Consider the following 26,792-nt stretch of genomic DNA (forward strand, 5'->3'; position numbering starts at 1 on the left):
CAGCCCAAGCGCCATCAAATGTTCAGTTCGACCTCACCCAACCGTCCCCCCAACGGCCCAAAACTACGCTCCACCATCTGCCGCGACCCATCGGCATTCACAATCAACGCCGTACTCGCCCGCGTTCCATAACTGGGGCTGGCAATAAACACGCTGGAGAGCAGGCTTTCGGTCGCCAAGCCCACGCCGGTGTCCGGCAAGTCGGCAAATGGCGCAGTCTGCGGGTCGCTCAAGATTTCCAGCAAGGCCTGCGGCTGTGGGTGCTCCAGCAATTCACTCAACGCCGCCCTGGCCTTGAGCAATTTGGGCCAGGGCGTATTCAGGCCTGCATTCGACAGGCCATAAACCCCAGCCTCCAACCGCGTCGGCTCGGTCTCATTGGCGTTGTAATGCCACAGCTCATCCCGCGTGCCTACCAGCAGGTTAAAACCGGAGTATTCAATCGAACGGCCGTTAACATCGGCCAAATATTCGTCAATTGGCAGCGATCCACTGAGAAATCGCGCCACCAACTCCCCTCGGGACTTACGTGCAGGCGGCTGGTGCGGGTCGCGAATATTGGTCAGGGCAGCAAACCGCCCCTCGGCGTTCACCCCAAGCCAGGTGCCACCGGCTTCCTGGTCGCGACCAGCGTAGACATGTGGCGCATCCGGCCACTGAGCCAGCGGCAGGCTGGGGCGGGCGTAGAACTCATCACGGTTGGCCGCGACGATCAGCGGCTGGGCGTGGCCCGGCCGCCAGGCGAAAACAATCAGGCACATAAGGCGTTCCCTTTGTGTTTTGTTCACTCTACCCATACAGCGGATGGCTATCCATCGTATCGAAGTTGGGCCGAGCGCCTTCCATCCGTTAACATGCCGGGCAATTGGGCGTGTCTAACCTTCTTAATTTGAAATTGCGGCTGTAACGCAGGCTTAATCCCACACCGGCATGGTCCGGTGCGCCATGACTAATGATTTAACGAGGAGTCGCAATGCTGCCTTACCCGCAGATCAACCCGGTGGCCGTGGCCATCGGTCCGCTGCAAATCCATTGGTACGGGTTGATGTACCTGATCGGCATCGGCGGTGCCTGGCTGCTGGCTTCCCGGCGCCTGAACCGTTTCGACCCGACCTGGACCAAGGAGAAGCTCTCCGACATGGTGTTCTGGATGTCGATGGGCGTGATCGTCGGCGGACGCCTGGGGTATGTGCTGTTCTACGATCTTCCGGCCTATATCGCCAACCCGACGCTGATTTTCGAAGTGTGGAAGGGCGGCATGGCGTTCCACGGTGGCTTTGTCGGCGTGATGATTGCCGCATGGTGGTTCGGCCGCCGCAACGGCAAGTCGTTCTTCCAACTGATGGACTTCGTCGCACCGTTCGTGCCGATTGGCCTGGGTGCCGGGCGTATCGGTAACTTCATCAATGCCGAGTTGTGGGGCAAGCCGACCGACGTGCCGTGGGCCATGGTGTTCCCACCCTTCAGCGACCCGGCGCAACTGCCACGCCACCCGTCGCAGCTCTACCAGTTCGCTCTGGAAGGTGTGGCACTGTTCCTGATTCTTTATATCTTCTCGCGCAAGCCACGCCCAACCATGGCGGTTTCCGGCATGTTTGCGTTGTTCTACGGGATCTTCCGCTTCATCGTCGAGTTCGTCCGCGTGCCGGATGCACAGCTGGGCTACCTGGCGTGGGGCTGGTTGACCATGGGGCAGATTCTCAGCATGCCGATGATCCTGGCGGGCCTGGGCCTGCTGTGGTGGGCGTACAATCGCCCGCAAGGCATCAAGAACGCCGCGCTTTAAATTCGAATACCGAGGCTTTTGCGAGCCTCGGCTTCTTTGATACGGGTAAAAACATGAAGCAATATCTCGAACTACTGAACGACGTCGTGACCAATGGATTGACCAAGGGCGATCGCACCGGCACCGGCACCAAAGCCGTGTTTGCCCGTCAGTATCGGCATAACTTGGCCGACGGCTTCCCGCTGCTGACCACCAAGAAGCTTCATTTCAAAAGCATCGCCAACGAATTGATCTGGATGTTGAGCGGCAATACCAACATCAAGTGGCTGAACGAAAACGGCGTGAAAATCTGGGACGAATGGGCCACCGAAGACGGCGACCTCGGCCCGGTGTACGGCGAGCAGTGGACCGCCTGGCCAACCAAGGACGGTGGCACCATCAACCAGATCGACTACATGGTCGACACGTTGAAAAACAACCCCAACAGCCGTCGCATCCTGTTCCACGGCTGGAACGTCGAATACCTGCCGGACGAAACCAAGAGCCCGCAGGAAAACGCGCGCAACGGCAAGCAAGCCCTGCCGCCGTGCCACCTGCTGTACCAGGCGTTTGTGCATGACGGCCATCTGTCGATGCAGTTGTACATCCGCAGCTCCGACGTATTCCTCGGCCTGCCGTACAACACCGCCGCGCTGGCGTTGCTGACCCATATGCTGGCCCAGCAATGCGACCTGATCCCGCACGAGATCATCGTCACCACCGGCGACACCCATGCCTATAGCAACCATATGGAACAGATCCGTACGCAGCTGGCGCGCACGCCGAAGAAGCTGCCGGAACTGGTAATCAAGCGTAAGCCGGCGTCGATTTACGACTACAAGTTCGAAGATTTCGAGATTGTGGGCTACGACGCCGATCCGAGCATCAAGGCTGACGTCGCCATCTAAAGACCGCCTCGGTCAAAAATGTGGCAACTGGCTTGCCTGCGATAGCGGAGTGTCAGGCGATACAAATGCCTCTGATCCACCGCTATCGCAGGCAAGCCAGCTCCCACATCTGTATGCACCTTAATGCCCGTGGCTCCTGCCCACATGCGAAGGCTCCGCCTCGCTGGCCGCCACACTGCCGCTGACCTCCAGCCGCTGCAAAATCCCGCACTGGTCCAGATCCGGCCCACCGCCGCAGCGTTGGCGCAGGTCGAGCAATTGCGCCTGCAACGCCAACAGCCCATCGATCCGCGCTTTCACATGGTGGATATGCTCGTCGATCAACGCATTCACACTCTCGCACTGGTCCTGCGGGCTGTCGCGTAGCCCAAGCAGGCTGCGGATTTCTTCAAGCGTCATGTCCAGGCTGCGGCAGTTGCGGATAAAGATCAGCCGCTCGGTGTGCGCCTGGGTGTACACGCGATAATTGGCATCGGTGCGCGCCGGGGGCGGCAGCAGGCCTTCTTTTTCGTAATAACGGATGGTTTCCACCTGACAATCGGTCAGTTTGGCCAATTCACCGATCTTCATCGCAGCAATCTCCAAATGGGTGCTTGACCCTATAGTGGCTACAGGGTCTTTACTTGGCAACAGGCACCTTTACGGACGCGACAGAATGAGCGATTCCATCCACACCCCGAAAAAACATGATCACAAGCACGACCATGATCATGACCATAGCCACGAACATAGCCCCGAACATAGCCACGACCACGGCGCCACGCTGACCCCGGTCAAAAAGCATGAGCATGGCAGCCATGGCGATTCCTGCTGTTCCAGCAAGGTAGCGCCTGCTGTGGTTACGCTCAGCGAAGCGCCGACGGCCGGCTCGCGCCTGAGCACTTTCCGCATCGAAGCCATGGACTGCCCCACCGAACAGACGCTGATCCAGAACAAACTGGGCAAGCTTGCCGGTGTGCAGCAGCTGGAATTCAACCTGATCAACCGCATCCTCGGCGTTACCCATGACCTGCCGAGCACTGCGCCGATCATCGCGGCGATCAAATCCATCGGCATGCAGGCCGACCCTATCGAAGAGGGGACACCTGCTGCCGCGCCGCCTGCCAAGAAACATTGGTGGCCGTTGGCGGTGTCGGGCGTAGGTGCATTGGGCGCCGAAGTGTTGCATTTCACGGGCGTGGCACCGACCTGGGTAATTGCCTTGGTGGCGCTGGTATCGATCCTCAGCGGCGGCCTCACCACCTATAAAAAGGGCTGGATCGCCCTGAAAAATCTCAACCTGAACATCAACGCGCTGATGAGTATCGCGGTAACTGGTGCGATCCTGATCGGCCAGTGGCCGGAAGCGGCCATGGTGATGTTCCTGTTTACGGTGGCCGAGTTGATCGAAGCCAAGTCTCTGGACCGTGCGCGTAATGCCATCAGCGGCCTGATGCAAATGACGCCGGAACAGGCCACGGTGCAGCAGGCCGATGGTTCGTGGCTTGAACAGGAGGTAAAAAGTATTGAATTGGGCGCGATCGTGCGGGTAAAACCCGGCGAACGCATAGGCCTGGACGGTGAAGTTACTGCCGGCCAATCCACCATCGATCAGGCGCCGATCACCGGCGAAAGCCTGCCGATTGAAAAAACCGTAGGCGATAAGGTCTTCGCCGGCACCATCAACCAGGCCGGTTCCCTTGAGTACAAGGTCACCGCAGCGGCGAACAATTCGACCCTGGCGCGCATCATTCACGCGGTGGAACAGGCCCAGGGCGCACGGGCGCCGACCCAGCGCTTTGTCGACAGCTTCTCGAAGGTCTACACCCCGGCAGTCTTCCTGTTTGCCTTGGGCGTGGCGATTATCCCACCGTTGTTCATGGCCGGCGTGTGGTTCGACTGGATCTACCGCGCCCTCGTATTGCTGGTGGTCGCGTGCCCATGCGCCCTGGTGATTTCCACCCCGGTGACCATCGTCAGCGGCCTGGCGGCTGCGGCGCGCAAAGGCATCCTGATCAAGGGCGGCGTGTACCTGGAGGGTGGTTACAAGCTCGACTACCTGGCCCTCGACAAGACCGGCACCATCACCCACGGTAAACCGGTGCAAACCGATTACCTGGCGCTGTTCCCCAACGTCGAAGACAGCGCACCCGCCTTGGCGGCCAGCCTGGCCGGGCGCTCCGACCACCCGGTGTCGCTGGCCATCGCCAAGGCTGCTGTGGATAAAAACTTGCCAAGCCACGTTGTGGATAACTTCGAGGCCTTGCCAGGTCGCGGTGTGCGTGGCGACATCAACGGCGAAACCTACCACTTGGGCAACCACCGTCTGGTGGAAGACCTGGGCCTGTGCTCGCCGGCGCTGGAAGAAAAGCTGTTCGCCCTGGAAAAACAAGGCAAGTCCGTGGTGTTGCTGCTCGACAAGTCCGGCCCGCTGGCGTTGTTCGCCGTGGCTGACACGGTAAAAGACAGCAGCCGCGAAGCCATCCAGCAACTGCACGCGCTGGGCATCAAGACCCTGATGCTCACCGGCGACAACACCCACACCGCCCAGGCGATTGCGGCGCAGGTTGGCATCGATCAGGCCCAGGGCGATCTGTTGCCCACCGACAAGCTGCAAGCCATTGAAACCCTCTACGGCCAAGGCCGCCGGGTAGGCATGGTCGGCGACGGCATCAACGACGCCCCGGCCCTGGCCCGCGCCGAAATCGGCTTTGCCATGGCCGCCGCCGGCACTGACACGGCAATCGAGACTGCCGACGTGGCGCTGATGGACGATGATCTGCGCAAGATTCCGGCATTCATTCGTCTGTCGCGGCAAACGTCGAGTATCCTCAAGCAGAACATCGCCCTGGCGTTGGTGATCAAGGCGATCTTCCTGGCAGTCACCTTCCTGGGCATGGCGACCATGTGGATGGCGGTGTTCGCGGACATGGGCGTGAGCCTGCTGGTGGTATTCAACGGTCTGCGCCTGTTGCGCAAATAGAGGATGAGAGGGCGGTGTGCTGAGTGCTGAGTTAAAGGCGTTTTTTATGGTCGCCCGCCTGGGCAGCATTACCCAGGCGGCGAAAAAACTCGGCTTGAGCCAGCCCACCGTCACCACCCAGATTCGCAACCTGGAAAGCCAATACGGCGTTGAACTGTTCTACCGCGGCGGGCGGCGCCTCACCGTCAGTGACGACGGCGCGCGCCTGCTGCCGATGGTCAAGGCGCTGTTGCAGCAAGAGGCCGATATCGAGTTTTTCCTGCGCAATACTGGCCAGGTCCAGGGCGCTTTGAGGATTGCCGCCACGGCGCCGTACTACATCCTCGATCTGGTCAAAGCCTTTCGCGAACGCCTGCCCCATGTGGACGTCTCGGTGGAAATCGGCAATTCCCAACAAGTGCTCGAAGCACTGGACGATTACCGCGTCGATGTCGCGGCCTCCTCGCAACTGCTCGAAGACCCACGCCTGATCCGCCGCGTGCTGGGCACCGACCCGCTGGTACTGGCGGTGCATCGCAATCATCCCCTGGCCAAGCTTGAACATGTGCCACTGAGTGCGCTGGCCGGGCATACGCTGCTGATGCGCGAAGCCGGCTCTACCACGCGGCGGCTGACTGAAGAGATGTTGCAGGGCGCCGGCGTGAGTTACGGGCCGTTACTGGAAATCGGCAGCCGTGAGTCGATTCGCGAGGCGGTGCTGCGCAACATCGGCATCAGCATCATTGCCCGCCAGGAAGTGCCCCATGACCCACAACTGCGGGTGCTGACTATCGAGAATGCACCGCAGATTCCCGAGTATTTGTACTGCCTCAAAGAGCGCAAAGGCGCGCGGTTGCCGGCGGCGTTTCTGGGGTTGGCGCAGGAAATGTCGCCGCTCTGATCGTTCCCACGCTCCGCGTGGGAATGCCGCCCTGGACGATCCGCGTCTGCGCTTGAATGTCGTGACGCGGAGCGTCACAAGATGCATTCCCACGCAGAGCGTGGGAACGATCGCCTTACACCCAAATCCACCAATACCACTATCACTGCCTTTTGCCTTTCTGCCACAAGAGGGACGCATTGCCCGCCTAGCATGACCTTCATCAGTTTGATGAGGTGCCTTGCATGAACACAGCCCTGACCCAACCCGGTGCGCCAATGAAGGTGCGCGGTATCCAGAAACGCTTCGGCGCATTCACCGCGCTGGACAACGTGTCCCTGGAGGTCGCGGCCGGCGAGCTGGTGTGCCTGCTAGGCCCGTCCGGCTGCGGCAAAACCACCTTGCTGCGCTGTATCGCCGGCCTGGAGCGCCAGGACAGCGGTGAGCTTTACCTGGGCAACCGCGATGTTTCCTTGCTACCGCCGCAGGCGCGGGACTACGGCATTCTGTTCCAGTCTTACGCGCTGTTTCCCAACCTGACCGTCGAAGCGAACATCGGCTACGGCCTCACCGGCAGTGGTCGCGACGAAGTGCGCAAGCGCGTCGGGCAGATGCTCGAACTGGTCGGCCTGGTCGGCAGTGAAAAAAAGTACCCCGGTCAACTCTCCGGCGGCCAACAACAGCGCGTGGCCCTGGCCCGTGCCCTGGCGCCGGCGCCGTCATTGCTGTTGCTGGACGAACCCATGTCGGCCCTCGACGCCCGCGTGCGTGAGCATCTGTGTACCGAGCTGCGCCAATTGCAACGGCGCCTGGGCATCACCACGCTGATGGTCACCCACAACCAGGACGAGGCCATGCTGATGGCCGACCGTATTGCCGTGATGAACAACGGCAAGGTCGAGCAATACGCCACGCCCCAGGAAATCTACGACCGCCCGGCCACGCCGTTTGTGGCGGAATTTGTCGGCCAGGGCAACTGGCTGCCGTTCAGCCGCAGCAGTGACAGCCATGCCCAGGTCGGCGGCTTGCACATGCGGCTGGATGACAGCGCCAGCAAGGCCAAGTCCGGCCGCTTGTTCTGCCGCCCGGAAGCCATCAGCGTCAACCCGCTGGTGCATGAAGAAAACCTGTTCCCGGCCAAGGTCCGCGAGATCACTTTCCTCGGCAACCGCTGCCGCATGAGCTTTGAGCTGGAGCAATTGCCTGGCCACCCGCTGTTGGCCGAACTGGCCCCCGAAGCCATGCCGCGCCTGGGCGCGCAGGATATCTGGGTGGCTCTGCCGCCGCGCAGCCTGCAGGTGTTTGCCTGAGATGGCTGCTGATATGAGTCTGCCGATACCCGACCACGTGGCTCGCCATGTTTCCCGCGCTGAGCTTGGCGACCGCATTTTTGTGGTCGGCGGCAAACTGCTTTGGTTACTCCTGTTGGGCATTGCGGTGTTGTTGCCGTTGCTGGCGATCTTCTGGCGCGGCTTCAGCAGCGAAGCCGGGCAGGGCGGCGGGCTGGTCGCGGCGCGGGAGCTGGTAACCAGCGCCAACTTTCATTGGTTGTTGGGCAATAGCCTGAAAGTGTCCCTCAGTGTGGCGGCCATCGTCGTACCGCTGGCCTACCTGTTTGCCTACGCACTGCAACGCACGCTGATTCCCGGCAAGCCGATCTGGCGCGGCCTGTCGCTGCTGCCATTGATGGCCCCGTCGATGTTGCCGGGTATTGCGCTGGTCTATCTGTTCGGCAACCAGGGCATGTTGCGTGGTTTGCTCTCGGACAATATCTACGGCTTCTGGGGCATTGTGCTGGGTGAAGTGATCTACACCTTCCCACATGCCCTGATGATTCTGCTGTCGGCGCTGTCCCTGGCGGATGCGCGCCTGTTCGATGCCGCCTCCAGCATGGGCGCCAGCCCGGCCCGGGCGTTTCGCAGCATTACCTGGCCGGCCACGCGTCAGGCGGTATTCGCGGCGTTTTGCCTGGTGTTCACCCTGACCATCACCGACTTCGGCGTGCCCGTGGTGGTGGGTGGCGATTATCAGGTGTTGGCGCTGGAAGCCTACAAGGCGGTGGTCGGCCAGCAACAGTTCGGTCGCGGCGCCTTGATCGGCATGGTGTTGCTGCTGCCGGCGCTGTTCAGCTTTGCTGTGGACGCCTGGCTGCGCCGCCGGCATGGTGACGCCATGAGCGGCCGCGCCCAGGTGTTCCAGCCGGCGCCATCGCGCTTGAGGGATGGCTGCTACCTGGCGATTGTGTTGTTGATCTGCGCCGTGTTACTGCTGGTGTTCGGCATGGCGGTGTACTCCTCGCTGGTGAAGTTCTGGCCCTACAACCTGTCTTTGTCGCTCAATCACTACCAGTTTGAAGACACCGCCGGCGGCGGCTGGCTGGCCTATCGCAACAGCCTGACCATGGCCCTGTGCACCGCGCTGATCGGCAGTGTGCTGATCTTCACCGGCGCCTACCTGATGGAGAAGACCAAGGGCCAGAAAGGCCTGAACCTGGCGCTGCGCATGCTCAGCTTTGTGCCGATGGCCGTGCCCGGTTTGGTGCTGGGCCTGGGTTACGTGTTCTTCTTCAACCTCAACGGCAACCCGCTGCATGTGTTCTACGGCACCATGACGTTGCTGGTGGTGTGCACCATTGCGCACTACCTGACCACCGCGCAAATGACTGCAACCACCGCGCTGCGCCAGTTGGATGCCGAGTTCGAAGCTGCCGCGCTGTCCCTCAAGGCGCCGCTGTACCGCCACTATCTGCGTGTCACCGTGCCGATCTGCCTGCCCGCGCTGCTGGACATCGTGCGCTACTTGTTCGTGTCGGCGATGACCACCGTGTCCGCCGCGATCTTCCTCTACAGCCCCGACACCATCCTCGCCGCCGTCGCCGTGTTGAACATGGACGACGCCGGCAATGTGGGCGGCGCTGCGGCCATGTCGACCCTGATCCTGTTCACGTCGGCCGGCGTCTCGCTGCTGCTGGCGTGGGCCTCACGTGGCGCTTTACGCCGCTCTCAAGCCTGGCGCCAAACCGCGCCCGGCCAATAAAAGTCCCTGAAGGAGGTGCTCCATGTTCAAGCCCTTGGCCCTGGCCGCTGCTCTACTCAGCGCATTCAGCCTGAATGCCTTTGCCGCCAAAACCGAGTTGACGGTGTACACGGCCCTCGAAGCCGAGCAGTTGAAGACCTACAAACAGGCCTTCGAAAAAGCCAACCCGGATATCGATATTAAATGGGTGCGAGACTCCACCGGCATCATCACTGCCAAACTGCTGGCCGAAAAAGCCCGCCCGCAGGCGGATGTGGTGTGGGGGCTGGCTGCCTCCAGCCTGGCGATTCTCGATCAGCAAGGCATGCTGGATAGCTACGCACCCAAGGACTTGGACAAGATCGGCAAAAACTACCGTGACGCCGCCAACCCACCGGCCTGGGTCGGCATGGACGTGTGGGCTGCGACCATCTGCTTCAACACTGTCGAAGCCGAGAAACAAGGCCTGACCAAGCCGGTGAGCTGGCAAGACCTGACCAAGCCTGAGTACAAGGGCAAGATCGTGATGCCGAACCCGGCGTCGTCCGGCACCGGTTTCCTGGATGTGAGCGCCTGGCTGCAGACCTTCGGCGAGAAGCAGGGCTGGCAGTACATGGACGACCTGCACCAGAACATCGGCCAGTACGTTCACTCCGGCTCCAAGCCGTGCAAGCTGGCGGCTTCCGGGGAATTCCCGATTGGTATTTCGTTTGAGTACCCGGCCGTGCAGCTCAAACGCCAAGGCGCGCCGCTGGACATTATCTTGCCCAAAGAAGGCTTGGGCTGGGACATCGAAGCGACTGCCGTGATCAAGGGCACTGCTCACGCCGATGCGGCCAAAAAACTTGCCGACTTCTCCGCCAGCCCCGCTGCGATGGAGCTGTACAAGGACAACTTCGCCGTCCTCGCCCAGCCGGGTATCGCCAAGCCGCAGACCGAATTGCCGGCTGATTACGAGCAGCGTCTGATCAAGAACGACTTCGCCTGGGCCTCGAAAAACCGTGACAGCATCCTGACCGAATGGCGCAAGCGCTATGACGGCAAGTCGGAGAAGCAGTAACTGATCATCGTTCCCACGCTCCGCGTGGGAATGCAGCCCTGGACGCTCCGCGTCCGCTCTTGGAAGTCGTGACGCAAAGCGTCACTGGATGCATTCCCACGCAGAGCGTGGGAACGAGAGGAACACATGAGTAGCGATCTGTTAATCATCGGTGCCGGCATCCTCGGCCTGTCCCACGCCTACGCCGCCGCCAAACGCGGCCTAAAGGTCAAGGTCTTCGAGCGCAGCGCCACACCGCTGGGGGCCTCCGTGCGCAACTTCGGCCAGGCACTGGTCACCGGCCAACCCCCCGGGCCGATGCTTGATCTGGCGCAGGAAAGCCGTGATATCTGGGCGCACTGGGCACAGGTGGCCGGTATCCAGCTCAAGCGCAACGGCTCTTACCTGTTCGCCCGCACCGAAGCCGAAGAGCATCTGCTGGAAGCCTTCTGCGCCGGCCGGGCGCAAGAACACGACTACAACGTCGAGCTGTTGCAAGGCGCGGCGATGAAAGACCTGTACGGCGGCCAGTTTCGTCATCACCGTGCCGCGCTGCATGGCAAGGATGATCAGCAACTGTATTCGCGCGAAGCGATCCCGGCGCTGATCAATTACCTGGCCCAGGAATTGAAGGTGCAGTTCTATTTCTCCACGCTGGTGCGCGACGTTGAGCCTGGTCAAGTACACACTACAGCGGGCAGCTTTCGCGGTGAGCAGGTCATCGTATGCTCCGGTCATGACTACCAAACCTTGTTGGCGGAGTCGATTGCCGGGCTCAACCCCAGCATCTGTCGCCTGCAAATGCTGCGCGCCCGGCCTGCGCTCAACCTGAACCTGCAACACGCATTACTCACGGGCCTTAGTTGCGTGCACTACGGCGCGTTTGCCGACCTGCCGGAAGCTGCGCCAGTGCAGGCGCAGATCCTGCGCGAAGCGCCGCATTTGCAAGAGCACGGCATTCACTTGCTGATCAGCCCGACGCCCCATGGCGAGCTGATCATCGGCGACTCCCACGATTACGGCAGCGATGCATCACCGTTCAATGCCGAGCAAGTTGATGACTGGCTGATCGAGCTGGCGGAGCAGACGCTGGGCTGCAAAATCCAGGTGGTGGAACGCTGGCAGGGTGTGTATGGCTCACGCGGCCCGGCGCCGTTTTCATTCCTGCGTGCGGCGCCGGGCGTGAGCGCGGCGTTGATGCACTCCGGCGTAGGCATGAGCGTTGGCCCGGCGATGGCCGAGCGAAATATCACAGCATTGTGGGGAGACGCATCATGAATCCGGAACAGGCAATCGCCGAAGTCTTCGGCTTATACGAACAGCACGGCGCGGCCGATTACATCGGTGAGCCGGTGTCGCAGATCGAACATATGTCCCAGGCTGCGCAGCTCGCTATGGCCGAAGGCTTCGACGATGAGGTGGTGCTGGCGGCGTTTTTCCACGACATAGGGCATCTCTGCGGCCAGGGCGGCGAGAACATGGGCGGTTATGGCGTGGTCAGCCACGAGCGCCTGGGCGCGGATTATCTACGCCGCGCAGGTTTCAGCGAGCGCATGGCCAAGCTGGTGGAGTATCACGTGCAGGCCAAGCGCTACCTGACCTTCAGTCAGCCGGACTACTACGCGCGCTTGAGTGAAGCCAGCCGCCGTACCCTGGGTTACCAGGGCGGTGTGATGACGGCCGAAGAGGCTCGGGCTTTTGAGCAAGATCCGCTTTGCGAGGTCAGCCTGCGCCTGCGTGATTGGGATGAGCAGGCCAAGCAAATGCACGTGCCTGTACTGGACTTGGAGGTATTAAAGTTCAAGGCTCGGCGGCTACTGACGTTGCCTTCATAAGAATGGCGTGATTCCGACCGATGACACGGACGCAGCGCATGGAGTCAATGTCCACGCACTCTGTAAGGTACGCCCTCTGATTAAGGGAGCGATTTAGATGCGTTATTTGAGAGTTGCCGTGAAGGATCAAAGTGCTAATGCTTTGGCGGATACCGTGGACCTTCTGTTTTTTCAACGCACGCCAAAGCTGCCGGATGAGCTGGTGCGCCAGGCCACAGCTGTCGACTTATCTGCGGATGGCCTGGTCGATTACCAGATCACCGGTGACATCGACGGCAATGGTGTCTCGGGGGAGAGGGACAGGGCGTTACTCAAGGATTTTGCCAATGCTGTATTGAAAGTGAATTGGCTCTGCCGTCCACCCATGCCCAACCGCTCGATCAACTTTTATGTGAGCCGTTTCACCGTCGCAGGCGACCCCGCCGAAGTTCGCTTGGATCTCTATCAGAACGAAAAACCCATGATTGAAAAACAGCGGCTGAAGTTCAGCGTCACCGCGTGCGATAGCCTCGGCATGGGCGTGATGCAACTGGATGACGAAGCGCTGCCTCTTGAGCTGTTCGACACCATGGATCTAAAGGCACTGCAATCAATGGCCAATCTGTATCTGAAGTTCAACTGGCGTTAAGGGGCGACACATGTCGAGCCTTCTTACAGCGGGCATCGACTGTGTGCGCTGGTGAGCGCACGAGGCATGAATTAGCTTTTCAGGAAACCTCCATGCGCTATTCACCCTTGCGATAACACCCCGGTGATATGGAACGCCGCCTATGACTTTGATAGTGACGGGGCGTTGGAGTGGAATATTCACTTCGATATTAACCGTGACGGCGTCACCAATGACGTCGACAAGGGCTTGGTGCAAGTGCTCGCCGATACGGTTTTGAAGTTCAATTGGTTTACTGACGACGAGGGATGTCCAGTATGAAACGAGAGTCTGTGATGCGTTACTTGAAAGCCACCGCTCAGGACAGAAGCGGTAATGGCAAACCCGACATGGCGGTGTTGCAGTTTTTTCAGCGGGCCGACAACGACCCTGACGAGCTGGTGCATGAAGCCGTGGCCGTGGATATTACGGCTGACGGTGCTGCCGATATCCTGCTACCCGGCGATATCAACGCTGATGGCTATAAATCAGCGGAAGACAAAGTGTTGCTCAAGGCCTTTGTCGATACCTTTTTGAAGCAAGGCTGGTTTAACCCCGGCGATACCTGGCGGCGTTACTTGACGATGCACGTCAGTCACTGGGCGAAAGATGGTGTGCCCAATGCGATCAAGCTGAATTTTTACCAGTGCTGTTCACTACAGGGTAAACGCGCGCTGGTGTACAGCGCGGCTGGTTATGACGGCGACAGTGATGGGGTTCTGGAGTCATTTACCAACAGTGACTTGGATCGGGATGATGTTGCTGACCACCGCGACAAACTTGCGATTAAGGTCTTGTGCAACGCTTTCCTCGCATTCGACTGGCATACACAACCCATCAAGACGGCTTAACCTCAGCCTCATTGAGTTTGGTCGCCAAGACTTCGACCTGCTCTTGGCGCTCGGCTTGGCTCAGCTTGGCGTGAGGGTTGAGCGACGACCATTGCGGATGGGCGCGCGCCTTATACAGCGCATCCGGCAACTTGCCTTCACGCCAGGTTTTGTCCTGCGGCGAGTCGACCTTGATGCTGTGCATCGCCGCATGGCCACGCAGGTTCAGGGCCCTGAGCAACTGGCGTTGGCGCAGGGCGAGCAGGCGCAGCACGCTGTCGTCGACGGTCAGCTCGCGCTGGCCCTTGAGCTTGCCCAGCAGGCGGCTGCCGTAACTGCGTGCAGTTTGCAGTGCGCCACCGGCAATGGCACCGGCGAGGGCGGCGGCGCCGAGGGTGAGACCGCCGACCAGCAGGTCCACACCCGCACCGGCTGCCGCGCCTGCGGCGATCCCGCCGCCGACCCGAACGCCGAGTTGTTTGAGGGTTTCGGGGTTGAACAGGTCATCGCCCCAGCGGCCATCCAGCAAGGGCAGGTCGCTGGCCGCGGCGTCCTGTGGGCGAAAACCGAATAGCTTGAGCAACGCCTCTACGCATTTCTGTTCGCGCTGGCGCACGGCTTTGCGCAAATCTGCGATGGCTTGCTGCTCATCTTCGGTGACCACACTGCGCCGGCATGCGGCGCAGTCGATCAGCAGCTCGGCGATCAAGCGCGCAGCGCTTTGTTGACGGGCCTGGCGTTGGGCTTGCTGATCGAGGATCAGGCGTTCCAATTGCGGCCGTGAGTTTTCCAGCAGCAGTGCCAGGCTTTCATACAAGCGGCGTTCGCCATCTTCGGGCGGCGCCACGCTGTCGAAGCGCACCAACGCATGCAGGCCGAGGCGGGCCAGGGCTTCGCGCCAGTCCGGCTCGCGGTGGTCGCTGCTGCTGACGAAGTTGAGCACCGGCAGCAATGGCTTGCCGCAACTGGCCAGCACTTGCAGCTCGTCGCGGTACTTGGCCAGCACCGGTTCGCGGGCGTCGATCACGTACAAACCGGCGTCCGAGGCCAGCAGTTGCCGCAGCACTTTGGCTTCTTGTTCAAAACGCTGGCGGGCTTCGCTGCCTTCCAGGAACCGCGCCAGGCGAGCCGGGCCATCGAGGCGTTCGCCGGGTCGGTCCAGGCGTTCCAGGTAATCAAGCAACGCGATGGCATCTTCCAGGCCGGGTGTGTCGTACAGCTCCAGCAAGGCTTCGCCGTCTACCGACAAGCGCGCGCCTTCGACATGCCGCGTGGTGCTGGGGCGATGGGAGACTTCGCCAAAGCCCACATCACGGGTCAACGTGCGCAGCAGCGAAGTTTTGCCGACGTTGGTGTGGCCGACCACGGCGAGCTTCAGTGGTTTAGTCATGACCGGTCTCCAGCCAGTTCAGCGGCGCACTGTCGGCGAACGGCAGCTCCAGCTGTTGCAGCGCGGCGTGCCAGTCGCCCAAGCGCTCGGCGTCCAGCGCCTGGCCGGGTGGCGCCTGCAACAGCCATACGCGGGTGGCGGTGGCGCTGCGGGCCAGCTCGGCGATCAACGCCAGGCTGCCGCGATCCGGCGAGCGGCGCGGGTCACAGGCAATGGCCAGGCGTGCGGGCGGGAAGCGCGTGAGTTGTTCCAGCAGTTTGTTGCGCGATTCGCGGCTGTCGAGGATGCCAGCATCCTTGACGCTGCTTGGCAGCTTGGGCGGCCACGGGTGCTGATCGTCGAGTTCGATTGCCACCAGCAGGGCGCCGTCGCTTTCCAGTTCGCTGATGCCGCCAGTGACGAGGTGCAGTTGTTCGGGCGCGGCGTCGTTGACGCCCAGCCGTTCACTGCTTGGCATCAGGCGTTCGCGCAGTTGGCTGTAGCCGGGCAGGTTGAGGTCCAGGCGCAACGCAGCGCGCCCGCGTTTCCAGCGCCACAGGCACAGCAGGGCGAGGAGCAATCTGGGCAGCAGGCCGTAAACCAGCAGTACGCCTACCAGCCACGCGGCCCAGGCCTGGCGGGCGCTTTCGATATTCAGGGCCGAGTCACCGCTGGCGCGGATCATCTCCACCGTCGGCACATTAAAACCCAGCAAGGCGGGCAAGCTGCCGAGGGCTTGGGTGACGGCAACAAAGGTATCGGCGCCGAGGATGGTGGTTTCCCACACAAAACCGTAGCGCCGCGTGGCCAGCAGTGTCAGCAGAATCACCAAGGCGCTGAGCAATGCCAACAACCACAGGCTGTTGACCAGCACACCCACGGCCCAACGATTGAGTTTCTGGCGCTGCAACAACAGCAGCAAGGCTGGCGCCAATTGCGCGGCTTTGGCATCCCGGGCAAGCTTTTCGCTGAGCCATAACCACAGCCGCCCGAGGCTGGCGCTGTGTTCACCGGCAAACAGCAAGCCCAAGGCCCAGCTGATTAACAGGATCAGGTTCAAGCCGAGCAGGCTGCCCAAGGCCCAGAACACGTTCACCGGCGTCAGGCCGTTGCCCAAGGCGGCAAAGGCCAGCCCGGCGCCACTGATAACCGCGACCACCGCCAGCAGCACCAACGCCAAACGAGCGCCTTGCAGCCAGCGGGTGAGGGCGGCGGTCAGCCCATCGCGCTCGGCCAGGTGCAGGGCGCGCTGTTGGATGCGCGTCGCCAGGTCGCCACCGGCCGTGCGCGCCAGGCGGTTGGCTTCCAGGTCTTCCAAGGGGCCTGCGTGTTCTTCGCGCAGGCGCACGGTTTCGGTCAGCCAAAGTGTATGCAGCGGGTTCAGAGCAGTCACGCGCCGTCCTGTTGAGCAAGTGAGCTTGGAGCATAACCGCAGACTCGTGGCTCTGGTATTCTCGTCGGCATGAAAAAAACTCTCCCTTTAAGCCTGATCGCAGCCCTTGGTGAAAACCGGGTGATCGGCGTCGACAACAGCATGCCCTGGCATTTGCCGGGGGATTTTAAATATTTCAAGGCCACCACGCTCGGCAAGCCGATCATCATGGGGCGCAAGACCTGGGATTCCCTGGGCCGACCGTTGCCGGGGCGCTTGAACATTGTGGTCAGCCGTCAGACCGGCTTGGCGCTCGAAGGTGCGGAAGTTTTTCCGTCACTGGACGCGGCGGTTGAGCGGGCTGAAGCCTGGGCGCTGGAACAGGGCGTGGATGAGCTGATGCTGATCGGCGGTGCGCAGCTGTATGCGCAGGGGCTGGAGCAGGCGGATCGCCTGTATTTGACGCGGGTGGCGTTGAGCCCGGAAGGCGATGCATGGTTTCCGGAGTTTGATTTGAACCAGTGGAAGTTGGTGTCAAATCTGGAGAATCCAGCTGAAGGTGATAAGCCGGCGTACAACTTCGAAGTATGGGAAAAAGCTTAAAAGCATCGCAGGCAAGCCAGCTCCCACAGTTGACCGATTTCTCCTGAGGAAACCGATTCAAGTGTGGGAGCTGGCTTGCCTGCGATAGCGGTCTATCAGACCTGCGCTAATTCAGCATGCTCATCGGCATCCAGCAGCGCTTTATCCGTCTGCCCCATGATCTGGCTGGTAATCGCCCCGGCTGTCATCGAGCCATTCACGTTCAACGCCGTGCGGCCCATGTCGATCAGCGGCTCCACGGAAATCAGCAGCGCCACCAGTGACACCGGCAAGCCCATCGCCGGCAGCACGATCAGCGCGGCAAAGGTTGCACCGCCGCCCACGCCTGCCACACCGGCCGAACTCAAGGTCACAATCGCCACCAATGTTGCGATCCACAGTGGGTCCAGCGGGTTGATGCCCACGGTCGGTGCAACCATCACCGCCAGCATGGCCGGATAGAGACCGGCGCAACCGTTCTGGCCAATGGTGGCGCCAAACGAGGCGGCGAACCCGGCGATGGATTGCGGAATGCCCAGGCGACGGGTCTGCGCTTCAATGCTCAGCGGAATGGCTGCCGCACTGGAACGACTGGTGAAGGCAAACGTCAGTACCGGCCACACCTTGCGGAAGAACCGCAGCGGGTTGATCCCGGCCAGCGACAGCAATAGGCCGTGAACCACAAACATCAGCCCCAGCGCCAGGTAAGACACCACCACAAAACTGCCGAGCTTGATGATGTCTTGCAGGTTGGAGCCGGCGACAACCTTGGTCATCAGCGCCAATACGCCGTAGGGCGTCAGCTTCATCACCAGGCGCACCAGGCGCATCACCCAGGCTTGCAGGGTGTCGATGGCGTTAAGCACTTTCTGGCCTTTTTCCACGTCATCCTTGAGCAGTTGCAGCGCGGCAACCCCCAGGAATGCAGCGAAAATCACCACGCTGATGATCGACGTCGGCTTGGCGCGCGCCAGGTCGGCAAACGGGTTGGCCGGCACAAATGACAGCAGCAACTGCGGGATATTCAGGTCGGCAACCTTGCCTGCGTAATCACTCTGGATCACTTGCAGGCGTGCCATCTCCTGGGTGCCCGCCACCAGACCTTCGGCGGTCAAGCCGAACAGATTGGTCAGGCCGATACCGATCAGCGCCGCAATCGCGGTGGTGAACAGCAGCGTGCCGATGGTCAAAAAGCTGATCTTGCCCAGGGACGAGGCGTTATGCAGGCGCGCCACAGCACTGAGGATCGAGGCGAACACCAGCGGGATCACGATCATTTGCAGCAGTTGCACGTAGCCATTGCCGACCAGATCAAACCAACTGATCGAGGCCTTCAGCACCGGGTTGCCGTCGCCGTAAATGGTGTGCAACACCGTGCCGAACACCACGCCCAATACGAGGGCAAACAGCACCTTCTTGGCGAGGCTCCAGTTCGTGCGACGGGTTTGTGCCAGGCCCAGCAACAGGGCCACGAACACCAGTAAGTTGAGAATCAGGGGCAGATTCATTGAAGCTCCGTTGAGAAGGCAGCCAATCGCGTGAGCCTGCGATTGCGAACCGGGAAGCCTAACAGTTTGAAATATATTGATTTAATACCAATATGGAATGGCGACTGTCGTTTTTGGAATAAGCATTTGACGCTCAGGCACATGGCATTGACGTTATCGCGACGTCAGCGGTCGTGCTCGGGCGATAACTGTCATACAGATTTGTTAGCGTCGGTGTCTTTCACTCAGGGAGAAAACGCTTATGAAGCTCGCGCCAAAACTACTTGCCGCCGCCTTCTGCCTCGGCCTCGTCAGCCAGGCATTTGCCGCCACAGAGTTGAAACACTGGCCGGCGCCGGCCGCCGAGCAACTGAACAAGATGATCGCCGCCAACGCCAACAAGGGTAACTTCGCGGTGTTCGACATGGACAACACCAGTTACCGCTACGACCTCGAAGAGTCCTTGCTGCCCTACATGGAAAACAAGGGCCTGATCACCCGCGAGAGCATGGACCCATCGCTGAAGCTGATGCCGTTCAAGGACACCGCCGACCACAAGGAAAGCCTGTTCAGCTACTACTACCGCCTTTGCGAAGTCGACGACATGGTCTGCTACCCATGGGTTGCGCAGATTTTCTCGGGCTTCACCCTCAAGGAACTCAAGGTCCAGGTGGACGAGCTGATGGCTTCCGGCAAGCCGGTGCCGGTCACCTACTTTGAAGGCGATGTGGTGAAGAAGTCTGAGGTGCAGCCGCCAAAAGTCTTCACCGGCCAGGCCGAGCTGTACAACAAGCTGATGGAAAACGGCATCGAGGTGTATGTGATGACCGCCGCCTCCGAGGAGTTGGTACGTATGGTCGCCGCCGATCCGAAGTACGGCTACAACGTCAAACCCGAGAACGTCATCGGCGTGAGCACCTTGCTCAAGGATCGCAAGACCGGCGAACTGACCACTGCGCGTAAGCAGATCACCGCGGGCAAGTATGACGAGAAGGCCAACCTTGGCCTGGAACTGACGCCGTACTTATGGACTCCGGCGACCTGGATGGCCGGCAAGCACGCTGCGATCCTGACCTACATCGACGAGTGGAAGAAACCAGTGATCGTCGGCGGTGACACACCGACCAGCGACGGTTACATGCTGTTCCACGATGTGGACGTGGCCAAGGGTGGCATTCACTTGTGGATCAACCGCAAGGACAAATACATGACCCAGCTCAACGGCATGATGGCCAAGCACGCGGCTGCTCAGGCCAAGGAAGGCTTGCCGGTGACGGCGGACAAGAACTGGGTGATCGTCAAGCCGGACGAAATCCAGTAACGCGGTCAGTGTGGGAGCTGGCTTGCCTGCGATAGCGATCGGTCAGGCTCAGAGAGGCAAGCTGACACGCCGCCATCGCAGGCAAGCCAGCTCCCACAGTTGATCTCTGTTGTCTGGGGAGTTTTATTCAGGCAAAAAAATGCCCCGCACGTGGCGGGGCTTTTTTATGGGCGGGCTTACAGGCCGTCGAGCATCGCCTTGTTACGCACAGCACCTTTGTCGGCACTGGTGGCCAACAGGGCATATGCCTTCAGCGCGGTAGTGACTTTGCGCGGACGCTTCTCCACCGGTTTCCAGCCTTTCTTGTCCTGCTCAACCCGGCGTGCCGCCAGTTCTTCGTCGCTGATCAACAGGTTGATCGAGCGGTTCGGAATGTCGATCAGCACCTTGTCGCCGTCCTGCACCAGACCAATCGCGCCACCGGCAGCGGCTTCTGGCGAAGCGTGGCCGATCGAGAGGCCCGAGGTGCCGCCAGAGAAGCGGCCGTCGGTCAGCAAGGCGCAAGCTTTGCCCAGGCCTTTGGATTTCAGGTAAGACGTCGGGTAGAGCATCTCCTGCATGCCCGGGCCGCCTTTCGGGCCTTCGTAGCGGATGATCACGATGTCGCCTTCTTTCACTTCGTCGGCGAGGATGCCGCGCACCGAGCTGTCCTGGCTTTCGTAGATCTTGGCGCGGCCTTCGAACACGTGGATGGATTCATCCACACCGGCGGTTTTCACCACGCAGCCATCCAGGGCAATGTTGCCGTACAGCACGGCCAGGCCGCCTTCTTGCGAGTAGGCGTGCTCGACACTGCGGATGCAGCCGTTTTCACGGTCGTCATCCAGGGTTTCCCAACGGGTCGACTGGCTGAACGCGGTCTGGGTCGGGATACCCGCCGGGCCAGCCTTGAAGAAGTGATGCACCGCTTCGTCGTCAGTCTGGGTGATGTCCCACTTGGCGATGCCTTCGGCCAGGGATTTGCTGTGCACAGTCGGCAGGTCGGTGTGCAACAGGCCGCCACGGGCCAGCGAGCCAAGAATCGAGAAGATCCCGCCGGCGCGGTGCACGTCTTCCATGTGGTACTTCTGAATATTCGGCGCGACTTTGCACAGTTGCGGCACATGACGGGACAGACGGTCGATGTCGCGCAGGTCGAAGTCGATCTCGGCTTCTTGCGCTGCGGCCAGCAAGTGCAGGATGGTGTTGGTGGAACCGCCCATGGCGATGTCCAGGGTCATGGCGTTCTCGAACGCCTTGAAGTTGGCGATATTGCGCGGCAACACCGACTCATCGTTCTCGGTGTAGTAACGCTTGCACAGCTCGACGATGGTGCGGCCAGCCTGCAGGAACAGCTGTTCGCGGTCGCTGTGGGTGGCCAGGGTGGAACCGTTGCCCGGCAAGGCCAGGCCCAGGGCTTCGACCAGGCAGTTCATCGAGTTGGCGGTGAACATGCCGGAGCACGAACCGCAGGTCGGGCAGGCGCTGCGTTCGTATTCCGCGACCTTCTCGTCAGAAGCGCTGGAATCGGCGGCGATGACCATGGCGTCGACCAGGTCGAGGCCGTGGGAGGCGAGCTTGGTCTTGCCGGCTTCCATCGGGCCGCCGGAGACGAAGATCACCGGGATGTTCAGGCGCAGGGCGGCCATCAGCATGCCGGGGGTGATCTTGTCGCAGTTCGAGATGCAGACGATGGCGTCGGCGCAGTGGGCGTTGACCATGTATTCCACGGAGTCGGCAATGATCTCGCGGCTCGGCAGCGAATACAGCATGCCGTCATGGCCCATGGCGATGCCGTCATCCACGGCGATGGTGTTGAATTCCTTGGCGACGCCACCGGCGCGTTCGATCTCGCGGGCGACCAGTTGGCCCAGGTCCTTGAGGTGGACGTGGCCCGGTACGAACTGGGTAAAGGAGTTGGCAATCGCGATGATCGGCTTCTTGAAGTCGTCATCTTTCATCCCCGTGGCACGCCACAGTGCGCGCGCGCCGGCCATATTGCGGCCGTGGGTGGATGTTTTCGAGCGGTAATCTGGCATGGAGCACTCCGGGCGGCTAATCAAGTACTAAAGGGAAGTGAGCTTCTATTGACGTATGGAGCACTCAGAAAATGGCCGTGTGTCCAAACGTTGCCACTCGCGTCGCGGGATCGCCGCGTGCCTGGGCCTCGAGCTCATAAACCCGCCGGGGGATGACTGGCGATGAATAAGGCCGATTCTACACCGCTGGCGGCTGGAGGGAATGACCGTCTGTGGCGAGGGCGCTTGCTAGCGACCCACACGTGCATTCGCCACCCAACCCCACAGGCTGAAAACGATGAAGCTTACGGCGATGGTCATCAGCAAATGGTTGCCGGTCTGCGCGAGGGCGGCGCTGCTGATGGCCGCGGTAAGGAACATGATGCTGTTGCCCGCCGACGCTGCCGTGCCCGCGCTGCTGGAAAACAGCAGCATCGCCGCCGAAATCGCGGCAGGCCGCACAAGAGTGACGGCCAGGGCACTGATCAGCATCGGGATCAGCAGAGTCAGGGAGGTGATGGCCTCAACGCTGATAATCAGCGTTAACAAAATGCCGGCCACCAGCAGCAATCCCAGCCCGATATTGATTTGCCGGGACAGCGAGATGCGCTTCTGCAAGTACGATGCCGCGACGCCACCGAGCAGGTAGGCCACGCCGTACACCATCAACACCAGTGCGTATTGGTATTCGGACAGTTTCAACGCATCCATGAAAATCAGCGGTGTCACGCTGATCAAGGCGAAATAGCAGGCGAACACCAGCGCGGCGATCCACCAGTAACGCAGGAAGTCGCGGTTGCCAGCGACGGCTTTGAGCGTACCGATGATTGATACCGGCGCGCGGTGCGGGCTGGCGGCCTTGGACGGCAGGATGCAGAGCGCATGGATCAACATGCCCAGTGCCATCAGCGCAAAGCCGTAGAAGCTGCCTTGCCAGTCGAAGGTGGTTTGCAGCCAGGAGCCGATCAGCGGCGAGAGCGCCACAAACGAACCGCTAAGGGTCATGTAATACAGGCGTACGCGGGCGCGGTCCTGTTCTTCGAACAGGTCTTCGACCAGCGCATGGCCCAGTACGAAAAACCCGCAGCCCATGGCCTGCACGCAGCGAAACAGCAGGAAGGTCAGGTAGTCGGACGCGAACGCGCAACCCATCGCGCCGAGGATCGACAGCGTAATGCAGCCGATCAACACTTCCTTGCGGCCCCATTTATCCGACAGCGGGCCTGCAATCAATTGGGAAATTGAAAACACCAGCGTGAACAGACTGATCGACAGTGCGATTTCTGCGGTAGGTGTGTCGAACCTGGCAGCCAGCGCGGGAAAAGAGGGCAGCAGAATGTTAATCGGGAAGAAACTGATCAGGGAAATGCAGGTGATGAGGATGAAGCGGGAGAGGTAGGGCCCAGACATTGTTTTTGTTTTCCGGAGTAATTCCAGAAACCGATACTAGTCTGCGAAATGTGGAATTCAATCAAAACCGTTGAAGGACGGTTTGTGTCGGAAAAATGTGGGAGCGGGCTTGTCCGCGATGGCTGAGTGTCAGTCAACAAACTCGTCAACAGGTCCACCGCTATCGCAGGCAAGCCAGCTCCCACATTTGATCTGCGTGTTACTTAGCTATTAGGCAGCAACCGGCAGGTAATGCTCTTGATGTAGCGCGTTTCGGCAATCGCCGGGTGCACCGGGTGATCCGGGCCCTGGCCGCCGCGTTCGAGCATCTGGATGTTGCGGTCCAGGTGACGGGCGCTGGTCAGCAGGATGTTCTGCAGGTCGTCTTCCGGCAGGTGCATGGAGCACGATGCGCTGACCAGAATGCCGTCCTTGCTGAGCAGGCGCATGGCTTGCTCGTTCAGGCGGCGGTAGGCGCCTTCGCCGTTTTTCATGTCTTTTTTGCGTTTGATGAAGGCCGGTGGGTCGGCGACGATCACGTCGAAACGTTCTTCGCTGGCTTTCAGCTCTTTGAGGGCTTCGAACACGTCGCCTTCAATGCAGGTCATCTTCTCGGCAACACCGTTCAGTGCGGCGTTGCGCTCTACGCCGTCGAGGGCGAAGGCGGAGGCGTCGACGCAGAACACTTCACTGGCGCCGAACGCTGCAGCTTGCACGCCCCAGCCGCCGATGTAGCTGTACAGGTCGAGTACGCGTTTGCCTTTGGCGTACGGGGCCAGGCGGGCGCGGTTCATGCGGTGGTCGTAGAACCAGCCGGTTTTCTGGCCCTGGATCACCGGGGCTTCGAATTTCACGCCGTTTTCTTCCAGCGCGACCCACTCCGGCACCAGGCCGAAAACGGTTTCGACGTAGCGGTTGAGGCCTTCGGCGTCACGCGCGGCGGAGTCGTTCTTGAACAGGATGCCGCTTGGCTTGAGCACTTGGGTCAGGGCAGCGATCACGTCTTCTTTGTGCGCTTCCATGGTCGCCGAGGCGATCTGTACTACAAGGATGTCGCCGAAACGGTCGACGACCAGGCCCGGCAACAGGTCGGAATCACCGTAGACCAGGCGGTAGAACGGCTTGTCGAACAGGCGGTCACGCAGGGACAGGGCGACGTTGATGCGGTGCACCAGCAGCGATTTGTCCAGCGGCAACTTGATGTCGCGTGACAGCAGGCGGGCGCAGATCAGGTTGTTCGGGCTCATGGCCACGATGCCCAGGGTCTTGCCGCCAGCCGCTTCCAGGATAGCCTGGTCGCCTGCCTGGAAGCCGTGAAGAGGTGTGGCGGCCACATCGATTTCGTTGCTGTAGACCCACAGGTGGCCGTTGCGCAAACGACGATCGGCGTTGGCTTTGAGACGCAGGCTAGGCAGGGACATGACGTCGCTCCGGAAAAAAGAGCGGGAGTATACCCTGTTGCGCCGTTATTCATGTGGGAGCTGGCTTGCCTGCGATGCAGGCGATTCGGTGTATCTGACGTACGGTGGTGATGCAATCGCAGGCAAGCCAGCTCCCACACAAGCCCAGAGCCCACATTCAATCCGGTTTTTGAGGTGTCGGTCAGCTTCCCATAGAGGTTAGAATTCGCGCCTAGTCCAGAGTGTGTATTTATGTCCCCAGAGCTTTCCGCCGAGCAGATCCAGCAGGCCCTGCAAGGCATCAGCGTGCCGCCTCAACCGCAAATCATGGTGGATTTGCAGATGGAGCAGTACATGCCCGACCCGGACCTGGAAGTGATCGCGCGGCTGATCTCCCAGGATCCAGGCCTGTCTGGTGCGCTGCTGAAGATCGTCAACTCGCCGTATTACGGCCTGAGCAACAAGATCGCCTCGATCCAGCGCGCGGTGAACCTGCTGGGCAGCCGCTCGATCATCAACCTGATCAACGCGCAGTCGATCAAGGGCGAGATGAGCGACGACACCATCGTCACCCTCAACCGCTTCTGGGACACCGCCCAGGACGTGGCCATGACCTGCCTGACCCTGGCCAAGCGCACCGGCTCGCAAACGGTCGACGAGGCCTATGCCTTGGGCCTGTTCCACGACTGCGGCGTGCCGCTGATGCTCAAGCGCTTCCCCAATTACATGGCGGTGCTGGAGCAGGCTTACGCCAATGCCGGCCCGGATTGCCGGGTGGTCGACACCGAGAACAACGCGTTCAACACCAACCATGCCGTGGTGGGTTACTACACCGCCAAATCCTGGCGCCTGCCGGAGCATGTGACCGACGCCATCGCCAACCACCACAACGCCCTGGCGATTTTCAGCGATGAGTCGTCGCGCAACCCGCAACTTAAAAACCTGTTGGCGATCCTCAAGATGGCCGAGCACATCTGCTCGTCCCACCGCGTGCTGGGCAACCAATCGGCGGACCATGAGTGGGATGCCATCGGGCATCTGGTGCTGGATTACGTGGGCCTGTCGGACTACGACTTTGAAAGCCTGAAGCTATCGATCCGCGAACTGGGCGCGCACTGACCCTTTAATCAAGAGGTACACATGCCCGAGTTACCCGAAGTCGAAACCACCCGGCGCGGGATTGCGCCGCATTTGGAAGGCCAACGCGTCAGCCGTGTGGTAGTGCGTGAACGGCGCCTGCGCTGGCCGATCCCGGAAGACCTGGATGTGCGCCTGTCCGGGCAGCGCATCGTGCTGGTGGAGCGGCGGGCCAAGTACCTGTTGATCAATGCCGAAGTGGGCACGTTGATCAGCCATTTGGGTATGTCGGGCAATTTGCGCCTGGTGGAAGTCGGCTTGCCAGCGCTCAAGCATGAGCATGTGGACATCGAGCTGGAGTCGGGCCTGGCGCTGCGCTATACCGACCCTCGGCGTTTTGGCGCGATGCTCTGGAGCCAGGACCCGCACAACCACGAACTGTTGCTGCGCCTGGGGCCGGAGCCGTTGACCGACCTGTTTGATGGCGAGCGTCTGTTCCAGCTGTCGCGTGGCAAGTCGATAGCGGTGAAGCCGTTCATCATGGACAACGCGGTGGTGGTGGGCGTGGGCAATATCTACGCGACCGAAGCGTTGTTTGCGGCAGGGATAGATCCGCGCCGGGCTGCGGGTGGTATCTCACGCGGGCGTTATTTGAAGCTGGCGATCGAGATCAAGCGCGTGCTGGCGGCAGCTATCGAGCGTGGTGGCACCACGTTGCGGGACTTTATCGGCGGTGATGGGCAACCGGGGTATTTCCAGCAGGAGCTGTACGTCTACGGCCGGGGCGGTGAGGCGTGCAAGGTCTGCGGGAGCGAGTTGCGCAATGTGGTGCTGGGGCAGCGGGCGAGTGTGTTTTGCCCCAAGTGCCAGAGCTGAGTGTCGGGTGATGGCTGATGTCGCCATCGCAGGCAAGCCAGCTCCCACATTTGGATGTATTCA

General features: G+C 60.8%; 23 protein-coding genes. 15 read left to right on the plus strand and 8 right to left on the minus strand.

Annotated elements, in window-relative coordinates:
* Window positions 1-14: 14 nt before the first annotated feature.
* Entirely contained in the window at window positions 15-761 is a 747-nt protein-coding gene (locus AB4P96_RS03525) for an NRDE family protein (RefSeq protein WP_017139498.1), read from the minus strand.
* A gap of 212 nt (window positions 762-973) precedes the next feature.
* Here AB4P96_RS03525 and lgt point away from each other — a divergent pair, with 212 nt between their 5' ends.
* Window positions 974-1,786, plus strand: coding sequence for a prolipoprotein diacylglyceryl transferase (gene lgt / locus AB4P96_RS03530; protein ID WP_056857664.1), 813 nt, complete (start codon window positions 974-976; stop codon window positions 1,784-1,786).
* Window positions 1,787-1,839: 53 nt separating this feature from the next.
* Window positions 1,840-2,673, plus strand: a complete 834-nt coding sequence (locus AB4P96_RS03535; RefSeq protein ID WP_017139496.1) for a thymidylate synthase — start codon at window positions 1,840-1,842, stop codon at window positions 2,671-2,673.
* Between the two features lie 120 nt (window positions 2,674-2,793).
* Here the strand turns inward: AB4P96_RS03535 and cadR are convergent, their stop codons facing one another.
* On the minus strand, window positions 2,794-3,243 hold the full coding sequence (cadR, locus tag AB4P96_RS03540; protein WP_017139495.1) for a Cd(II)/Pb(II)-responsive transcriptional regulator: 450 nt from the start codon (window positions 3,241-3,243) through the stop codon (window positions 2,794-2,796).
* Between the two features lie 85 nt (window positions 3,244-3,328).
* Between cadR and AB4P96_RS03545 the strand changes: the two genes are divergently transcribed.
* The 9 genes from AB4P96_RS03545 to AB4P96_RS03585 all read left to right on the plus strand — a co-directional run bounded on the left by AB4P96_RS03545 (window position 3,329) and on the right by AB4P96_RS03585 (window position 13,880).
* Window positions 3,329-5,635 carry a heavy metal translocating P-type ATPase gene (locus AB4P96_RS03545; protein WP_395600507.1) on the plus strand — a complete coding sequence of 769 codons (2,307 nt, stop codon included), beginning with the start codon at window positions 3,329-3,331 and terminating at the stop codon, window positions 5,633-5,635.
* Window positions 5,636-5,651: 16 nt separating this feature from the next.
* Window positions 5,652-6,515: a LysR family transcriptional regulator gene (locus tag AB4P96_RS03550; protein WP_017139493.1), complete on the plus strand. Its 864-nt coding sequence runs from the start codon at window positions 5,652-5,654 to the stop codon at window positions 6,513-6,515.
* Between the two features lie 224 nt (window positions 6,516-6,739).
* Window positions 6,740-7,804, plus strand: a complete 1,065-nt coding sequence (locus AB4P96_RS03555; RefSeq protein ID WP_017139492.1) for a putative 2-aminoethylphosphonate ABC transporter ATP-binding protein — start codon at window positions 6,740-6,742, stop codon at window positions 7,802-7,804.
* Between the two features lies 1 nt (window position 7,805).
* Window positions 7,806-9,530 carry a putative 2-aminoethylphosphonate ABC transporter permease subunit gene (locus AB4P96_RS03560; RefSeq protein WP_170036786.1) on the plus strand — a complete coding sequence of 575 codons (1,725 nt, stop codon included), beginning with the start codon at window positions 7,806-7,808 and terminating at the stop codon, window positions 9,528-9,530.
* 22 nt (window positions 9,531-9,552) lie between these two features.
* Entirely contained in the window at window positions 9,553-10,569 is a 1,017-nt protein-coding gene (locus tag AB4P96_RS03565) for a putative 2-aminoethylphosphonate ABC transporter substrate-binding protein (RefSeq protein WP_017139490.1), read from the plus strand.
* Between the two features lie 126 nt (window positions 10,570-10,695).
* Window positions 10,696-11,826 (plus strand): TIGR03364 family FAD-dependent oxidoreductase, encoded by a 1,131-nt coding sequence (locus tag AB4P96_RS03570; RefSeq protein WP_170036788.1) that lies wholly within the window; start codon window positions 10,696-10,698, stop codon window positions 11,824-11,826.
* Window positions 11,823-12,383 (plus strand): phosphonate degradation HD-domain oxygenase, encoded by a 561-nt coding sequence (locus tag AB4P96_RS03575; RefSeq protein WP_177033835.1) that lies wholly within the window; start codon window positions 11,823-11,825, stop codon window positions 12,381-12,383. The genes AB4P96_RS03570 and AB4P96_RS03575 overlap by 4 nt, the downstream gene beginning before the upstream one ends.
* Window positions 12,384-12,480: 97 nt before the next feature.
* Complete coding sequence (locus AB4P96_RS03580; RefSeq protein ID WP_017139487.1) at window positions 12,481-13,011, plus strand: hypothetical protein; 531 nt, start codon at window positions 12,481-12,483, stop codon at window positions 13,009-13,011.
* 314 nt (window positions 13,012-13,325) lie between these two features.
* Window positions 13,326-13,880 (plus strand): hypothetical protein, encoded by a 555-nt coding sequence (locus AB4P96_RS03585; protein ID WP_099550319.1) that lies wholly within the window; start codon window positions 13,326-13,328, stop codon window positions 13,878-13,880.
* On the opposite strand, the gene AB4P96_RS03590 is transcribed toward AB4P96_RS03585, so the two are convergent.
* The gene (locus AB4P96_RS03590; RefSeq protein WP_395600508.1) at window positions 13,867-15,249 is read right to left on the minus strand and encodes a DUF3482 domain-containing protein; all 1,383 of its coding nucleotides are present in this window, start codon (window positions 15,247-15,249) and stop codon (window positions 13,867-13,869) included. The two genes, AB4P96_RS03585 and AB4P96_RS03590, sit on opposite strands and share 14 nt — an antisense overlap.
* Window positions 15,242-16,621 carry a DUF2868 domain-containing protein gene (locus tag AB4P96_RS03595; protein ID WP_395600509.1) on the minus strand — a complete coding sequence of 460 codons (1,380 nt, stop codon included), beginning with the start codon at window positions 16,619-16,621 and terminating at the stop codon, window positions 15,242-15,244. The genes AB4P96_RS03590 and AB4P96_RS03595 overlap by 8 nt, the downstream gene beginning before the upstream one ends.
* Window positions 16,622-16,690: 69 nt before the next feature.
* Between AB4P96_RS03595 and AB4P96_RS03600 the strand changes: the two genes are divergently transcribed.
* Window positions 16,691-17,203: a dihydrofolate reductase gene (locus AB4P96_RS03600; RefSeq protein WP_138813438.1), complete on the plus strand. Its 513-nt coding sequence runs from the start codon at window positions 16,691-16,693 to the stop codon at window positions 17,201-17,203.
* Between the two features lie 95 nt (window positions 17,204-17,298).
* Here the strand turns inward: AB4P96_RS03600 and AB4P96_RS03605 are convergent, their stop codons facing one another.
* Window positions 17,299-18,690: an L-cystine transporter gene (locus AB4P96_RS03605; protein WP_017139481.1), complete on the minus strand. Its 1,392-nt coding sequence runs from the start codon at window positions 18,688-18,690 to the stop codon at window positions 17,299-17,301.
* A 241-nt stretch (window positions 18,691-18,931) separates the two neighbouring features.
* Between AB4P96_RS03605 and AB4P96_RS03610 the strand changes: the two genes are divergently transcribed.
* Window positions 18,932-19,990 (plus strand): hypothetical protein, encoded by a 1,059-nt coding sequence (locus tag AB4P96_RS03610; RefSeq protein WP_017139480.1) that lies wholly within the window; start codon window positions 18,932-18,934, stop codon window positions 19,988-19,990.
* Window positions 19,991-20,166: 176 nt separating this feature from the next.
* Here the strand turns inward: AB4P96_RS03610 and ilvD are convergent, their stop codons facing one another.
* The 3 genes from ilvD to AB4P96_RS03625 form a co-directional block, all read right to left on the minus strand.
* A complete protein-coding gene (gene ilvD, locus AB4P96_RS03615) occupies window positions 20,167-22,008 on the minus strand; it encodes a dihydroxy-acid dehydratase (protein ID WP_017139479.1) in 1,842 nt (613 codons plus the stop codon).
* 228 nt (window positions 22,009-22,236) lie between these two features.
* Window positions 22,237-23,397, minus strand: a complete 1,161-nt coding sequence (locus AB4P96_RS03620; RefSeq protein WP_395600510.1) for an MFS transporter — start codon at window positions 23,395-23,397, stop codon at window positions 22,237-22,239.
* A gap of 203 nt (window positions 23,398-23,600) precedes the next feature.
* A complete protein-coding gene (locus tag AB4P96_RS03625; protein ID WP_003213799.1) occupies window positions 23,601-24,797 on the minus strand; it encodes a class I SAM-dependent rRNA methyltransferase in 1,197 nt (398 codons plus the stop codon).
* A 285-nt stretch (window positions 24,798-25,082) separates the two neighbouring features.
* On the opposite strand from AB4P96_RS03625, the gene AB4P96_RS03630 reads away from it, so the two are divergent.
* Together AB4P96_RS03630 and mutM are read left to right on the plus strand one after the other, a co-directional pair.
* Window positions 25,083-25,895 (plus strand): HDOD domain-containing protein, encoded by an 813-nt coding sequence (locus AB4P96_RS03630; RefSeq protein ID WP_169987622.1) that lies wholly within the window; start codon window positions 25,083-25,085, stop codon window positions 25,893-25,895.
* Window positions 25,896-25,916: 21 nt separating this feature from the next.
* Window positions 25,917-26,729 (plus strand): bifunctional DNA-formamidopyrimidine glycosylase/DNA-(apurinic or apyrimidinic site) lyase, encoded by an 813-nt coding sequence (gene mutM / locus AB4P96_RS03635; RefSeq protein ID WP_099550323.1) that lies wholly within the window; start codon window positions 25,917-25,919, stop codon window positions 26,727-26,729.
* Window positions 26,730-26,792 lie beyond the last annotated feature (63 nt).

Source organism: Pseudomonas sp. B19125, assembly GCF_044218855.1.
GTDB classification, from domain to species: domain Bacteria; phylum Pseudomonadota; class Gammaproteobacteria; order Pseudomonadales; family Pseudomonadaceae; genus Aquipseudomonas; species Aquipseudomonas edaphica.

Excerpts from the sequence above, each read along its gene's own strand:
- AB4P96_RS03610 (WP_017139480.1), top strand. The coding sequence starts at position 18,932 with ATGAAGCTCGCGCCAAAACTACTTGCCGCCGCCTTCTGCCTCGGCCTC.
- AB4P96_RS03580 (WP_017139487.1), top strand. The coding sequence starts at position 12,481 with ATGCGTTATTTGAGAGTTGCCGTGAAGGATCAAAGTGCTAATGCTTTG.
- AB4P96_RS03585 (WP_099550319.1), top strand. The coding sequence starts at position 13,326 with ATGCGTTACTTGAAAGCCACCGCTCAGGACAGAAGCGGTAATGGCAAA.
- cadR (WP_017139495.1), bottom strand. The coding sequence starts at position 3,243 with ATGAAGATCGGTGAATTGGCCAAACTGACCGATTGTCAGGTGGAAACC.
- AB4P96_RS03620 (WP_395600510.1), bottom strand. The coding sequence starts at position 23,397 with ATGTCTGGGCCCTACCTCTCCCGCTTCATCCTCATCACCTGCATTTCC.
- ilvD (WP_017139479.1), bottom strand. The coding sequence starts at position 22,008 with ATGCCAGATTACCGCTCGAAAACATCCACCCACGGCCGCAATATGGCC.
- lgt (WP_056857664.1), top strand. The coding sequence starts at position 974 with ATGCTGCCTTACCCGCAGATCAACCCGGTGGCCGTGGCCATCGGTCCG.
- AB4P96_RS03590 (WP_395600508.1), bottom strand. The coding sequence starts at position 15,249 with ATGACTAAACCACTGAAGCTCGCCGTGGTCGGCCACACCAACGTCGGC.
- AB4P96_RS03525 (WP_017139498.1), bottom strand. The coding sequence starts at position 761 with ATGTGCCTGATTGTTTTCGCCTGGCGGCCGGGCCACGCCCAGCCGCTG.
- AB4P96_RS03575 (WP_177033835.1), top strand. The coding sequence starts at position 11,823 with ATGAATCCGGAACAGGCAATCGCCGAAGTCTTCGGCTTATACGAACAG.
- AB4P96_RS03555 (WP_017139492.1), top strand. The coding sequence starts at position 6,740 with ATGAACACAGCCCTGACCCAACCCGGTGCGCCAATGAAGGTGCGCGGT.
- AB4P96_RS03535 (WP_017139496.1), top strand. The coding sequence starts at position 1,840 with ATGAAGCAATATCTCGAACTACTGAACGACGTCGTGACCAATGGATTG.
- AB4P96_RS03565 (WP_017139490.1), top strand. The coding sequence starts at position 9,553 with ATGTTCAAGCCCTTGGCCCTGGCCGCTGCTCTACTCAGCGCATTCAGC.
- mutM (WP_099550323.1), top strand. The coding sequence starts at position 25,917 with ATGCCCGAGTTACCCGAAGTCGAAACCACCCGGCGCGGGATTGCGCCG.
- AB4P96_RS03560 (WP_170036786.1), top strand. The coding sequence starts at position 7,806 with ATGGCTGCTGATATGAGTCTGCCGATACCCGACCACGTGGCTCGCCAT.
- AB4P96_RS03625 (WP_003213799.1), bottom strand. The coding sequence starts at position 24,797 with ATGTCCCTGCCTAGCCTGCGTCTCAAAGCCAACGCCGATCGTCGTTTG.
- AB4P96_RS03570 (WP_170036788.1), top strand. The coding sequence starts at position 10,696 with ATGAGTAGCGATCTGTTAATCATCGGTGCCGGCATCCTCGGCCTGTCC.
- AB4P96_RS03605 (WP_017139481.1), bottom strand. The coding sequence starts at position 18,690 with ATGAATCTGCCCCTGATTCTCAACTTACTGGTGTTCGTGGCCCTGTTG.
- AB4P96_RS03600 (WP_138813438.1), top strand. The coding sequence starts at position 16,691 with ATGAAAAAAACTCTCCCTTTAAGCCTGATCGCAGCCCTTGGTGAAAAC.
- AB4P96_RS03545 (WP_395600507.1), top strand. The coding sequence starts at position 3,329 with ATGAGCGATTCCATCCACACCCCGAAAAAACATGATCACAAGCACGAC.